This is a genomic window from Deltaproteobacteria bacterium (assembly GCA_016709225.1).
In the GTDB taxonomy this organism is placed as follows: domain Bacteria; phylum Myxococcota_A; class Polyangia; order Nannocystales; family Nannocystaceae; genus Xiheibacterium; species Xiheibacterium phototrophicum.
Genome location: JADJEE010000012.1, coordinates 3,076,742 through 3,090,614 on the forward strand (window position 1 = coordinate 3,076,742; position 13,873 = coordinate 3,090,614).

Consider the following 13,873-nt stretch of genomic DNA (forward strand, 5'->3'; position numbering starts at 1 on the left):
TCACGAGGCAGCAGGGCGACGAGACGCGTCGACGAGGCGGGCTCCATGTGATTGCTCGACCGGCGGCTTGACACGGTTTGCGATGGGTTCTTAATCTCAGGGTCTTGATGGCCTTGCGCCTCATCATCGAGGACGACGAGGGAAGCACGACCATCGTGCCCCTCGGGCAAGAAGTCGTGACCATCGGTCGGCAGCAGGGCAACACGATCCAGCTGACCGAGAAGAACGTCTCGCGCCGCCACGCGAAGCTGACGCCCGAGGGCGAGAGCTGGGTGCTCGAGGATCTCGGCAGCTACAACGGTGTGAAGGTGAACGGGCGCGTCGCGAGCGGACGCGCGGTGCTGCAGGAGGGTGACGTCGTCCAGATCGGCGACTATCACCTCGCGCTCACCGAGGATGTCGATCGCCGCTCGTTGAACTACGACCGTGCACGCGCTGCGAACGACGTCGAGCCGATGCTCGTCAGCTCGAGCACCAACCTGCCCAGACTGTCGCCCGCCGAGATCGCAGCGCTGTCGTCGGGTCAGCACCCCGCGCAGCCGGGTGCGGCCGCGGCCGCGATGCCGCTCGACTCCGGTCAGATGCCGATCTCGCGACCGGGCGTGGTCGCCAGCAGTGAACCGGCGCAGCGCCGCAGCGGCGCGACGCTGGCGATCGGCTTGGTCGCCGTCGGTGCGATCGCGCTGCTCGGCTTCTGGATGATCTCGCGGCCCGATGGTGGTGCCACCGCCAACGCCACCACCGTTGCCGATGGCAGCAAGGACGTCGGCAAGTCGGTACCCACCAAGGTCGATCAGGGCGGCGACGCTGCGAAGCCGGACAGCAAGGCGACCCCCGAGGTCGCGCCGCCGGATCCGACGCCCGATCCAGCGCCGGATCCGACGCCCGATCCGACGCCGGCGCCCACCACCGACGCGAAGGTCGACCCCACGCCAGACCCGTCTGTCGATCCCGACACGGGCGAGGAGCCGGTCGAGGTCCCCGACGACGATCCGGTCGCCAAGCCCAACCCGACCAGCAAGCCGCGGCCGGATCGACCGACGCCCGCGCCGACGCCGAAGAAGCCACCGCCGACCACGTCGACGCCGCCCAAGCCGACCCCGCCCGCGCCGACCCCCGAGGTCGATGTCGAGGCGCTGCTGCTCGAGGCCGGCAAGGCGATCTTCAAGAACAACGCCGCGCAGGGCTACGAACTCGCCAGCAAGGCGTACAAGTCCAAGGCCTCCAGTCGCGCCGCGTTCTTGATGACCAACGCCGCGTGCCGCATGGGCGACAAGGGCAAGGCCAGCAAGGCGCTCGCCAAGGTGTCGAAGAGCAGCGAGTACTACCAGCAAGCGCTGGAGATCTGCCGCTCCAAGGGCATCACGCTCGACTGACGCGCCGACCCGTCGACGCGGCGCGCTGCAGCTCGCCGAGCGCCTGCTCCGCCGCGTTCCAGCCGCACATGCCGTGGACGCCGGCGCCGGGGTGGGCGTAGCTCGAGCACAGATAGAGCCCGCGCACCGGCATGCGATAGCGAAACCACGGGAACAGCGGGCGGAACAGCAGCTGGCGGTGCCACGCGTTCGAGCCACCGCCGAGATCGCCACCCACGAGGTTGGCGTCCATCGCCTCGAGATCCGGCGGCGCGACGACGCGACGCGCGATGACGTGGCTGCGGAAGCCGGGCGCGAGCGCCTCGATGCGCGCGTCGATGCGATCGGCGAACGCCTCGGCGTGGGCGGCCCAGCCCCCGCTCGGCTGCGGCGGGACCCGCGAGTAGGCCCACAGCGTGTGTTGGCCCGCGGGCGCACGTCGCTCGTCGCAGAGGCTCTGCTGTCCGATCACGAGGTAGGGGTTGTCGGGCAGCTCGCCGCGGCGCACCTGGGCGGTGAAGCGCGAGAGATCATCGAGGCTGTCGCCGGCGTGCACGACCGCGCTGCGACGCGCCGGCTCGCACGACCACGGCACCGGCTTCGACAGCGCCCAGTCGACCTTGAAGGTGCCCCAGCCCCGGGGATACCGCTGTAGGAACTCGACCATGCGACCAGGTACGTACTCGCGTTCGACGAGGTCGAGCATGAGGCGCGCGACGTCGGTGTCGGCGAGCACGACGCGCGCACCGATCTCGGTACCGTCGGCGAGCACGACCCCGCAGGCGTTGCCGTCGCGGACGATCACCCGCGAGGCGCGGGCGCCGAGTCGAAACCACGCGCCATGGTGCTCGGCGTGCCGCACCATCGCGTCGGCGATGGACTGCGCGCCACCCTCGGGCACCACGTAGCCGCCGGTCGTCGCCGTCATCCCCAGCATGAAGCCCAGCGCCGCGCCGAACATGTCGTCGGGGCCGACGTCGACGTGCAGCGCGAGCCCGGGCAGCACCCGTCGTGCCGCCTCGCTCTCGAACCATCGCTCGGCCAGCGAGCGCCCGCGCGAGAGGAACACGCCGGCGAGGCGCAGCAGGTGGACGGGCAGCAGCCGCAACATCGGCCCCACCGCCGGGAAGGTCTTCATCAAGAAGCCGATCACGTGCGGCTCGATGCTGCCGTACCACCGCGCGACCTCGCGGAAGCGATCGCCGTCGCGTGGGCTACCGAACATCGTCGCGGTGCGGTCGTGATCGCGGGTGATGCACGCGAACGTGCCGTCGGGTGCCGGGTGGCAGCTCTCGATCTCCGCACCGCGCCAGCGCAGGCCGAACTCGTCGAGGCGCAGTGCGGTGAAGGCTGGGCTGAGTGCGCCCCACGGGAAGAACGCCGCGCCGACGTCGTGCACGAAGCCCGGGCGGGTGCCGCAGTCCTCGCCGCGCTCGGAACCCACGGCGCCGCCGAAGCGCCGCGCGTTGGCCTCGAGCACGGCCACGCGAGCGCCGGCCCGTGCGAGCGCACAGGCCGCGGCCAGGCCATTGGGGCCCGAGCCGATCACGATGGCGTCGAAGTCTCGCGTCACGGCGGCCACGCTACCCCAAAGCGCGCGATCGCAGCGACTCCGCCGGTGCCGCGCTCGATCACCGCGTCGGCGGCGGTGCGGCGAAGCTTGCGGCGAGCTGCGCTCGCAGTCGTGCGGGGTCGTTGGTGGGCGCGCTGCAGCTGCCGCGTTCGCAGACGAACGCGGTCGCGGGGCCGGCGAGGGCGCGCTTGCCGACCAGCGCCGGCCAAGCCGCGGCGTCGTCTCCGGTGACGCCGTCGGCCGGGATGCGCGCGAGCACGAAACGCGTGCCGACGGGCTCACGCACCGCGGCGAGCAGCGCCCGCGTCGCGTCGTCGTCGTCGCCTGCGACCACCACCTCGCGCAGACGCGTGGCCGCGACCGCGGTCGCGAGCAGGAACCCGCTCGACGAGGGCTGTGACTGCGCACGTGAGCTCCAGCGCTGCAGCGCCGTGGTGGCGCTTTCGTAGAGCCCATCATCGCCGAGCAACAGCCCCAGCTCGAGCCAGCTCGCCACCGCAACGGCGCCACCCGAGGGCATCGCGCCGTCGTCCATGTCGAGCGTCGCGACCGGGAGGTCGTCGAGGTCGGCACGGCGTCGCAGGCCGGCGCGCGTCGGATCCCAGAAGTCCCGCCGCACGGCGAGTGCGAGCGCGTGGGCGAGGCGCAGCGGCTCCGGCTCCCCCGACGCCGCGTGGAGCCGCAGCAACGCCCACGCCAGCATCGCGTGATCGTCGAGCTGGCCCTCACCCAGGGATGCATCACCCCGCACCCCGCGGAGCACTCGATCGCCGTGCATGCAGCACTGCCGCAGTCGCACCGTCGCAGCCTTCGCGGCCTCGAGGTAGCGCGGCTCGTCGAGCACCCGCGCGCCCTCGGCGAGCGCCGCGATCGCCAGCGCGTTCCAGGCCACGATCACCTTGTCGTCGCGGGCGGGTGCGGGGCGCGTGCTTCGTGCGGCGGCGAGCTCCGGGAGCGCCGCGATCGCGATCGCGACGTGCTCGGCGCTGGCCGTGCCGCTGCGCTGCAGCACCGAGCGGCCGTCGACGCGGGCGGCGTCGTCGGTGTCGACCCGCCAGGATCGCGCAACCACGGCCCCTCGCTCCGGCCCGAGCGCAGCCTCGAGCTCGGCCGATGTCCACGTGTAGAAGGTGCCTTCACCGCCCGCGTCGTCGGCATCGAAGCCGACCACGAACACATCTCGGTCGGTGCGCCACTGCGCGATGAGATCGTCGAGGATCGAGCGGGCGATGTCGCGCCAGTCGTCACGACCGAAGCGCGTACCCGCCTCGAGGTAGAGCAGCGCCAGCTGGGCGTTGTCGTAGAGGGTCTTCTCGAAGTGCGGCACACCCCAGTCGGCGTCGACCGTGTAGCGATGGAAGCTGCCCGCGACGTGGTCGCGTAGCCCCCCGTCGGCCATGCGCTCGAGTGTCGTCGCGAGGTGGTCGCGGGCCGCGGGCGTGTCGGTGCCATCGCCCAGGCTCGCGCGGCGCAGCTCGGCCAGGAGCAGCGGTGCGTTGGGGAACTTCTGCCGGCGACCGAAGCCGCCGCGGACCTCGTCGCGCTCGCGGGCGAGCTGGGCGAACGCGAGCTCGAGATCGATCGCCGCGCTGCCGTCACCGCGCTCGCGGGCGAGGGCCGCGAGCACTTGCGCGCCATCGCGTGCGGTGGCCTCACCGTGGGTGGCGAAGCCCTGCTGGACCCGCTGCGCCAGCTCGAAGAACCCGGGGCGCTCGGCGCTGCCGCGGGCGGGGAAGTACGTGCCGCCGACGATGGGCGTCAGGGAGGGCGTGAGGAAGACGTTGAGCGGCCAGCCCGTCGGCCCGCCCTGGGCGGCCACCGCCGCGAGGTAGAGCGCGTCCACGTCCGGGCGTTGCTCGCGATCGACCTTGATGGCGACGAAGTGGCGGTTGAGGAACGCCGCGATCTCGTCGTCGTCGAAGCTCTCGCGGGCCATCACGTGGCACCAGTGGCAGGTCGAGTACCCGATCGACAGGAAGATCGGCTTGCCCTCGAGCTTGGCCTTCGCGAGCGCTTCGGGGCCCCACGGGTACCAGTCGATGGGGTTGTGTGCGTGGTGCTGCAGGTAGGGGCTGGGCTCGTCGCGGAGGTGATTGCCGTCGCGGCGGATGGTCGCGACGGCGTCGGCGCCCGCGATCGACGGCGGCGTCGCGACGGCAGGCGATGCCTCGACGTTCGCATGCTCGGCGTCGCGCGTGCGACCACAGCTCGCCGCCGACGTAGCGAGCACGATCGCGAGCACTCGTGTGCGCGGAGCTGCGGGCACCGCCCGATGCTAGCAGCATCGTGGAACCGAGTTTGCTGCCATCGAGACTGCGTTCCAGACACCACGAGTAACGGAGCGTGCGGCACGGTCACGTTTCGTCGTGCGCGGGGATGCTCGTCGCGTTGTAGAAGACTTTGTTGGGCCGCGGACGTCGCTCGCTTCGTCGCGCGCCCGCAATCATTTCGCCGCACCCACGCATCACGACGTGCGCGGCACCAGCGAAGAACATTGGTTGCTGAAAGTCGAACGGCGTTTTGAACACTCGTCGATGGTTTGCGCCCGAGCGCGCGTGCCGGCCGCCAGAACCCTGCGCGTCGTCGTGTCCAACGCCTGTCGCAGCTTGCCGCGTTCGCACGCGACTACATGAAAACCACGCATGCCCGATGAGGGCTTCGAGCAGCATGGCGGACGAACCGACAACGGAAGCCTCCCCAGTTGACCCCCGCGACGCGTCGGTTGGCGGTCAGGCCACCGCCGAGATCGTCGAGATGTTCGCGGAGGAAGCCACCGATCAGCTCGAGACGCTCGAGCGGCTGCTGCTCAACGTCGAGAACGACTGCAGCGACGCGATCCTCAACGAGGCGTTCCGGGCGATGCACAGCGTGAAAGGAAACGCTGGCTGTCTGGGCTTGCCCGACATCGAGGCCGTGGCCCATCGAGCGGAGGACATCCTCGACGGGCTGCGCAAGCACACCTTCGCGCCGCAGCAGGGGCTGATCTCGGCGGTGCTCACCGCGGTGGATGCGATCCGCGGCTCGCTCATGGATCTCGAGCGGGGTGGGTCGATCCCGGAGCGAACGCAGGTGGTCGAGCGGCTGCAGACGGAGCTGGCGGCCGCGAACCCCCGCGGGACCGTGCCGAGGCTTGGCGAGCTGTTGGTGGCCAGCGGCGCGGTCGAGTCGAAGGCCGTGCAGGATCTGGTCGACTTCCAGCGTCGCCCACTCGGCGAGCTGTTGGTGAACCTCGGGATGGTCGAGGAGGTCGCGGTCGCAGCGTCGCTGGAGGAGCAACGACGCATCGCCGCCTCGCTGGCAGCGGGACCGACCGCTGCCCCATCGGGCGAGGCGGGTGCGCCCCCCAAGGAGAGCGTTGCGGCTGCCAACGCAGAAGAGGCCAAGGCCGGCCGCGAGGCGTCGTTCGTGCGCGTCGACACCGGCAAGCTCGACGCGCTGCTCAACCAGGTCGGTGAGCTGATCTCGGCGGTGTCGGCGGTGGTGCAGAGCCCCGATGCTGCGCGGCTGGAGGTCGATCGCTTCGCCGCCGCGTCGTCGCAGCTGATGCGCGTGACCTCGGGCCTCCACGACGCGGCGATGGCCATGCGGATGGTGCCGATGGCCGGGATCGTCAACAAGCTCAACCGCGTCGTCCGGGATCTCCGCATCAAGCTCGGCAAGCGTGTCGAGTTCGTCGCCGATGGCGAGGAGACCGAGGTCGACAAGTCGGTGCTCGAGGGCATCGCGGACCCGCTGGTCCACATCGTCCGCAATGCCTTGGACCACGGCATCGAGAGCTCCGACGCTCGCATCGCCGCGGGCAAGCCCGCCCAGAGCACGCTGCGACTGCACGCTCGCCACCAGGGTGGCGAGGTGTGGATCTCGGTCAGCGACGACGGCCGAGGTATCGATCCCGCGCGCATGCGAGCGAAGGCGGAGTCGCTCGGCTGGCTCACGCCCGAGCAAGCCATCAGCGACGAGGCGCTGCTGCAGTTCGTGTTCCGCCCCGGCTTCAGCACCGCCGAGAAGGTCACCGGCGTGTCGGGCCGCGGTGTCGGCATGGACGTCGTGAAGCACAACATCGAGGGCCTGCGGGGCCGCGTCGAGATCGCCAGCGAGGTCGGCCGCGGGACCACCGTCTCGATCCGCCTGCCACTGACCCTCGCCATCATCGACGTCATGCTCGTGCGGGTGGCGGACTGTCTGTTCGGCCTACCCGTGCTGTCGCTGCGCGAGTCGGTCAGCGTTGCATCCGAGTCGGTGACGCTGCTGCCCGATGGCTCGCGGATGATCCGCATCCGTGGGCGCATCCTGCCTGTGATCGGGCTGGAGGCCATCTTCGGCCTGGGACGAGATCGTCCCCCGACCGACGGCCTGGTGGCGATCGTCGAGCACGGCAACGAGGTCTGCGGTCTGCGTGTGGACTCGCTGCTCGGGCAGCGGCAGATCGTGATCAAGCCGCTCGATCCGTATATCGCGGGCATGCGCGGCGTCTCCGGCTGCGCGGTGCTCGGCTCCGGCGAGATCTGTCTCATCGTGGACATTCGCCAGCTCTTCAACGCGCAGAGCGGCACGCGACGGGAGGCCGCATGAAGACGGTCGGCATCGGCGAGTACGCCGTCGTGCGGGGTGAGCAAGAGGGCGTTCGCACGCTCTCGCTGGGCTCGTGCGTGGCCATCGTGCTCGTCGATCGGGTGCGATCGGTGTTCGCGCTCGCGCACGTCGTCCTGCCCGAGGCCGACGACCAAGCCGACAGCAAGCCGTCCGGCTACTACGCCGACATCGCCGTGCCCTTGCTGCTCACCGACATGATGCGCAACGGCAGCGGCCCCCGGATGGGGCCCATGCACGTGGCACTGGTCGGCGGCGGCCGCCCCGGCGGCAACACCAGCAGCGTGTTCAACATCGGTGAGCGCAACAGCGAGGCCGCCCGCAAGGCGCTGCGTCGCTTCGGCATCACCCCCACCGTCGAAGATCTCGGTGGGCAGTGGTCGCGCACGGTCGTGGTCGATCGTGCCGGCATCCAGGTTACGTGTCCCGATCGCGCTCCCCGACAGCTCTAACACCGCAGCTACGCGCTGCAGGAGTCCCCATGTCCCTCGACCCCACCGAAGAATCCGACGAAGCCGCGGGGGGAAAGTTCCTGACTTTCCTCATCGACGGTGAATCGTACGGGCTCGACATCCGGCACGTCACCGAGATCATCGGGATGCACGCGATCACACGCGTGCCCGATGTGCCCGACTACGTGCGCGGCATCATCAACCTGCGCGGCAAGGTCATCCCCGTGATGGACGTGCGAGCGCGCTTCGGCATGAGTGCCCGCGATTACGACGCACGGACGTGCATCATCGTGATTCACGTCCGCGATACCGACATCGGTCTCGTGGTCGACACCGTCTCCGAGGTGATCGACATCGCCGAGGTCGACATCGAACCACCCCCGTCCATCGGTCCGAACAGTGGCGGGTTCATGAGTGGCGTCGGCAAGGTCGGCGACCACGTGAAGCTACTGCTCGACGCCCACAAGCTGCTCTATGGCACCGAACCCGGTGTCGCCGCCTAGAAGGAGTTCCACCATGCCCACGCTCAGCGACACCCAGATCCGCATCATCGAGTCCACCTTCGCCAAGCTCGCGCCGCGCGCCGACGAGATCGTCACCCGCTTCTACGAGCGCCTGTTTGCCGCACATCCCGAGGTCGAGCCGTTGTTCGACGGCGTGGAGCCGGCCACCCAGCGTCGCCATCTCATTGCGAGCCTGCAGCTGGTGGTGGCGAACCTGCGCCGACCCGAGGTGCTCGCGCCGAAGCTGCGCGAGCTCGGTCGACGCCACGTCGCCTACGGGGCCGAGCCCGACCACTACCACGCGGTCGCCGACGCGATGCTGGGCACGCTCGAGGACTTCGCCGGCAAGGCCTGGACGCCGAGCGCCGGCAAGGCTTGGTCCACGGCGCTCGGGCTGATCGCCGAGCTCATGATCGAGGGCGCGTCGAAGCCCGAAGAGGCACCGGCGTCGTCGCGACCGCGCGCTGCCGCGATGGTGCCGACCGCTGCGTCGGTCACCGCCGCCGATGCGTTCGAGGTGCTGCCGGTGGCCGTGATCGGCGTCGACGGCAACGGCGTGGTGCGGCAATGGAACACCGCCGCCGAGGAGCTGACTGGTCGCTCCGTGCGCGAGGTCGTGGGCAAGCGCGCGTGGTTCGGCCTCGGCGGACAGCGCCGCTCGACCGCGCTCGACGCCGCACTCGACACCGGCGTGCCGACGACAGCCCGCGATCAGATCACGCACGCCGATGGCACCGTGCATTCGATCGAGATGCGGGTCTCGCCGCAGTTCGACGCCAGCGGGGAGCCGATCGGCGCAGTCGCGGTATTCAGTGCGGCACCGGCCGACGCCGAGGTCCACCAGCAGGCCCGCATGCACGCCGCGGTCGAAGGCGCCGGTACTGCGATCGTGATGATCGATCGCAACTTCGTCGTCACCTACGCCAACGAGGCCACGCTGGGGCTGCTGCGCAGCCATGTGACCACGCTGCGGCGCGCGTTCCCGGGCTTCGACCCCGAGAAGCTCGTGGGTACCTGCATCGACGGCTTCCACGCCGACCCGCGCCGCGTCCGCAACATCCTCGACGATCCGTCGCGGCTGCCGCACCGCGCCGACATCCGCGTCGAGAACCTGGTGTTCGAGCTGTACGTGACGGCCGTCAGGTCCAAGGCCGGCGAGTTCATCGGGCACTGTCTCGAGTGGCAGGACGTGACCGAGATTCGGTCGCGCGCCGAGACCGGCGATCGGCTCAAGTCCATGATCGAGGCCGCGCAGTCGTACTTCATGATTGTCGACAACGATCTGCGCATCACCTACGCCAACCCGGCGCTGCTGACGATGCTGCGCAAGTACGAGGCTGACCTGCGGCAGCACTTCACCGGCTTCTCGGTCGACAACATCAAGGGTACCTGCATCGACATCTTCCACCGCAATCCGGCGCACCAGCGTGCGCTGCTGGGCGATGCCTCTCGCCTGCCGTTTGCGGCCGAGATCAAGGTCGGGAGCCTCGAGTTCGGCATCACTGCGTGTGCGCTGACCGATGCCAGCGGCCGACGGCTGGGCTCGGCGGTGGAGTGGCGCGACTACAATGATCGCGCGGTCTATCGCCGCGAGGTCACGCGGGTGTTCGAGGCCTGCAAGAACGGCGACCTCTCCGTGCGCGGTCGCGTCGGCGAGCTGACCGAAGCGTACCGGCCGATGATGCAGTCGATCAACGAGATTATCGACGAGGTGGTCGCGCCGATCGGCACGCTCAAGGAGCACCTCGATCAGGTCGCGCAGGGCGACCTCACGGCCTACATCCGCGGCGAGTTCGCCGGCGACCACGCGCTGGCGAAGAACGCCCTCAACGCAACGCTCGACGCGCTCAACGACACCCTCGGCAAGGTCCGCACGGTCTCTCGCTCGGTCGCCGCGGGCAGCCGCGAGGTCTCCGACACCGCACAGGCGCTCTCCCAGGGCGCCACCGAGCAGGCGGCCTCGTTGCAGGAGATCACCGCGACCATGCAGCGCATCACCGAGCAGACCAAACGCAACGCCGAGAATGCCGGTGTGGCGAGCGGGCTCTCGACCACGGCCCGCGAGACCGCGGTCCGCGGCGACGAGATGATGCGGGCGATGGTCGGCGCGATGCGAGAGATCGATCAAGCCAGCCAGAGCATCCGCAAGATCATCAAGGTCATCGACGACATCGCGTTCCAGACCAACCTGTTGGCGCTGAACGCTGCCGTCGAGGCCGCTCGCGCCGGTGTCCACGGCAAGGGCTTCGCGGTGGTCGCAGAGGAGGTCCGCAGCCTCGCGGGCCGCTCCGCGAAGGCGGCGAAGGAAACCACCGAGATGATCGAGAACTCGCTCGAGAAGGTGAATCAGGGCACCTCGATCGCCGAGCAAACTGCGCAGGCGCTCACCGAGATCGTCGACGGTGTGGCCAAGGTGACCGCGCTGGTCACCGACATCGCGTCGGCGAGCAATCAACAGGCGCGCGGCATCGGCGATGTCAATGAAGGCATCTCGCAGATCGACAAGGTCACACAGACCAACACGGCGAGCGCCGAGGAGAGCGCCGCTGCGTCGCAGGACCTGTCCCGCCAGGCCCGCGAGCTCGAAGAGCGGCTCGGTCGCTTCCGCCTGCAGGCCCTCACCACCGCCACCGGGTCTGGGCTGCCCGCCGACCTGCCGCCCGAGCTGATGGCACTACTCGAGCAGTACATGCGCTCGCGCGCCGCCAACACTGCGCCAGAGGCTGCACCCGCACCGATGCCGCGTGCGGTCGGTAGCGACTACGGCTCGCCGCGTGCGGCCAGCGTCATCGCGCTCGACGACGACGAGTTCGGCAAGTACTAGCGCCACCTTGGACGCCGGGGTGCGGGCCAGCGTCCGCCCCCGGCGTCCTCCTACCACGAGGAACTGCACCACCATGGCCGTAGCCGCATTCACTCCCCTGGACCGCAACGACTTCGACCAACTGCGGGCGTATGTGCTCGACGCGTGCGGCATCTCCCTCGACGGCAGCAAGCAGTCGCTGGTGGTCGGACGGCTGCAGCCGGTGCTCGCGCGCGAGGGACTGCAGAGCTACGGCGATTACATCGCCAAGGTACGTGCCGATACCAGCGGCAAGCTGCGCAGCGAGCTGGTCGACCGCTTGTCGACCAACCACACGTTCTTCTGGCGCGAGGCCGATCACTTCGACTACTTGGTACAGACCGCGCTGCCCACGATGATCGAAGCCCGCCGCCGTGCGGGGCAGAAGTGCCTGCGGATGTGGTGCGCGGCTAGCTCGGCGGGGCAGGAGCCATATACGCTCGGGGCGCTGCTCATGGAGACGCTCGGCAGCGAGTACCCCGCCTGGGATGCGGGCCTGCTCGCGACCGATATCAGCACCGGCGTGCTCGAGCGCGCCCGCGAGGGCGTGTACGACAACGAGGATGTGCGACGACTCCCCGAACGCCTGCGTCAGCGCTACTTCGTGCAGACCACCGATGGTCGCTGGCAGGTCGTACCGAAGCTGCGCAGCGAAGTGACGTTCCGGCGCTTCAACCTGATGAACGCGCGCTTCCCCTTCAAGCAGCCGTTCGACGTCGTGTTCATTCGCAACGTCATGATCTACTTCGACATGCCGACCAAGCAGGCGCTGATGGGGCGCCTGTCGGCGTGCATGCGCTCGGGCGCGTACATCTTCATCGGCGCCGCCGAGTCGCTGCCGCCCGATCAGACCTACTTCCAGTCCGTGCGGCCGGGGGTGTTCCGCAAGCCATGAGTCGCGACCCGAAGGCGCCAATTCGCGTGCTGGTGGTGGACGACTCGTCGCTCATGCGACGACTGTTGTCCGACGGCCTCGCGGCCGATCCCATGTTCGACGTGGTCGCGACCGCCGCCGACGCCTACGAGGCGCGCGATCTGATCGTCTCGAAGCGGCCGCAGGTGATGACGCTCGACGTCGAGATGCCGCGCATGAACGGCGTCGACTTCCTGCGTCGGCTGATGCCGCAGTACCCGCTGCCGGTCGTCATGGTCAGCGGGTTGACCACCGCCGGCGGTGATCTGGCACTGGCGTCGCTCGCCGCTGGCGCGGTCGATGTGGTGCTCAAGGCCCAGGCTGATCGGCCCGGCGACATGGCGCGGATGCTCGACGAGCTACGCACCAAGGTCCGGATCGCCGCGACCGCCAACGTGAGCGCATGGAAGCGCGCGATGATTCCGGCGCACAACGGCGGCGCCGGCAACAAGATGGTTGCGCCACCGAGCCCGAGCATCATCGCGATCGGGGCCTCGACCGGTGGTACCGACGCGACGCGGCGAGTGCTGGCGCACCTGCCCCTCGACGTGCCCGGCGTGGTCGTGGTGCAGCACATGCCCGCCGGCTTCACGTCGATGTATGCCGACCGACTGAACCAAGAGCTCCGCCTGCGGGTGGTCGAGGCCCACGACGGCGAGCCCATCCTCGGCGGCACCGTCTACGTCGCGCCTGGCGAGCTGCAGTGCGCGGTCGTGCGAGCAGGCGATCACTTTGCGATCCGCGTGCGTCCCGGCCCCAAGGTCTCGGGACACGCGCCCTCGGTCGACGTGTTGTTCGCCAGCGTCGCGGCCTCGGTCGGTCGTGCCGCCGTCGGCGTGCTGCTGACGGGCATGGGCCGCGATGGCGCCGACGGTCTGCTCGAGATGCGCCGCGCCGGCGCACGGACGCTGTCGCAAGACGAGGCCACCAGCGTGGTCTACGGCATGCCGCGCGAGGCGTGGCAGCAAGGCGCTTCGGAGCGTCAGGTCGGCATCGACGACATGGCCGCGGAGATCGTCGCCCGCCTGCCGCGGCGCCAACGCGCGACCTCCGAGCGCGTCGCATGAGTGCGCGGGCGCGTCGCCCCAAAAGGGGACACAGTGCCCGCTCAAATGTCGCGCCGCGATCGTCGATGCCATCGCCAACGAGAGCGAGCCCGCCTTCGCTTCGGTGACACATGCTCGAAATCACCAATGACGACATCTCCTCGATCGTGTCGCTCGTCTTCGACGCGACGCTCGGAGTCACCGTGGACAACACCGCAAAGCTGCCGCCCGAGGCCGAGACCGCGTCGTCGTTGGTGGGAATCACCGGCAACTGGGATGGCGCCGTGATCGTCGCGTGCGCGCGTCCGCTCGCGACCCGACTGGCGACTGCGATGTTCGGCATCGACGAGAGCGCCGTCGGCGAGGACGATGTCAACGACGCGCTCGGCGAGCTCGTGAACATGATCGGCGGCAACTTCAAGAGCATGCTGCCGCCGGTGTGCTCGCTGTCGCTGCCGACCGTCGTCGAAGGCCGGAACTACCGCGTGCGGGTGCCGGGGGCGAAGGTCGTCCGCGAGCTCGACTTCGGCGCCAGCAGCGAGCACCTGCGCGTGACGGTGGTCGAGCGCGCGGCCTGAACCGCGGGGGCTTGCTCGCCC

Annotated in this window: 10 protein-coding genes; 8 read left to right on the forward strand and 2 right to left on the reverse strand. The window is 69.7% G+C overall.

The window, feature by feature from the left end; translation table 11 throughout:
* Positions 1–107 precede the first annotated feature (107 nt).
* The gene (locus IPH07_37785; protein ID MBK6923202.1) at positions 108–1,376 is read left to right on the forward strand and encodes an FHA domain-containing protein; all 1,269 of its coding nucleotides are present in this window, start codon (positions 108–110) and stop codon (positions 1,374–1,376) included.
* On the opposite strand, the gene IPH07_37790 is transcribed toward IPH07_37785, so the two are convergent.
* Both IPH07_37790 and IPH07_37795 read right to left on the reverse strand, forming a co-directional pair.
* Positions 1,363–3,384 carry an NAD(P)/FAD-dependent oxidoreductase gene (locus IPH07_37790; GenBank protein MBK6923203.1) on the reverse strand — a complete coding sequence of 674 codons (2,022 nt, stop codon included), beginning with the start codon at positions 3,382–3,384 and terminating at the stop codon, positions 1,363–1,365. The two genes, IPH07_37785 and IPH07_37790, sit on opposite strands and share 14 nt — an antisense overlap.
* A 1,898-nt stretch (positions 3,385–5,282) precedes the next feature.
* The gene (locus IPH07_37795; GenBank protein ID MBK6923204.1) at positions 5,283–5,597 is read right to left on the reverse strand and encodes a hypothetical protein; all 315 of its coding nucleotides are present in this window, start codon (positions 5,595–5,597) and stop codon (positions 5,283–5,285) included.
* An 85-nt stretch (positions 5,598–5,682) separates the two neighbouring features.
* Here IPH07_37795 and IPH07_37800 point away from each other — a divergent pair, with 85 nt between their 5' ends.
* The 7 genes from IPH07_37800 to IPH07_37830 all read left to right on the forward strand — a co-directional run bounded on the left by IPH07_37800 (position 5,683) and on the right by IPH07_37830 (position 13,852).
* Entirely contained in the window at positions 5,683–7,500 is a 1,818-nt protein-coding gene (locus tag IPH07_37800; GenBank protein ID MBK6923205.1) for a chemotaxis protein CheA, read from the forward strand.
* Entirely contained in the window at positions 7,497–7,970 is a 474-nt protein-coding gene (locus IPH07_37805; protein MBK6923206.1) for a chemotaxis protein CheD, read from the forward strand. Before IPH07_37800 ends, IPH07_37805 begins: the two co-directional genes overlap by 4 nt.
* Before the next feature lie 29 nt (positions 7,971–7,999).
* On the forward strand, positions 8,000–8,473 hold the full coding sequence (locus tag IPH07_37810) for a purine-binding chemotaxis protein CheW (protein ID MBK6923207.1): 474 nt from the start codon (positions 8,000–8,002) through the stop codon (positions 8,471–8,473).
* Positions 8,445–11,297, forward strand: a complete 2,853-nt coding sequence (locus IPH07_37815) for a PAS domain-containing protein (GenBank protein MBK6923208.1) — start codon at positions 8,445–8,447, stop codon at positions 11,295–11,297. The genes IPH07_37810 and IPH07_37815 overlap by 29 nt, the downstream gene beginning before the upstream one ends.
* Positions 11,298–11,370: 73 nt before the next feature.
* A complete protein-coding gene (locus tag IPH07_37820; GenBank protein ID MBK6923209.1) occupies positions 11,371–12,210 on the forward strand; it encodes a protein-glutamate O-methyltransferase CheR in 840 nt (279 codons plus the stop codon).
* Entirely contained in the window at positions 12,207–13,295 is a 1,089-nt protein-coding gene (locus IPH07_37825) for a chemotaxis response regulator protein-glutamate methylesterase (GenBank protein ID MBK6923210.1), read from the forward strand. Before IPH07_37820 ends, IPH07_37825 begins: the two co-directional genes overlap by 4 nt.
* 110 nt (positions 13,296–13,405) lie before the next feature.
* Complete coding sequence (locus IPH07_37830; GenBank protein MBK6923211.1) at positions 13,406–13,852, forward strand: chemotaxis protein CheX; 447 nt, start codon at positions 13,406–13,408, stop codon at positions 13,850–13,852.
* Positions 13,853–13,873: the final 21 nt, after the last annotated feature.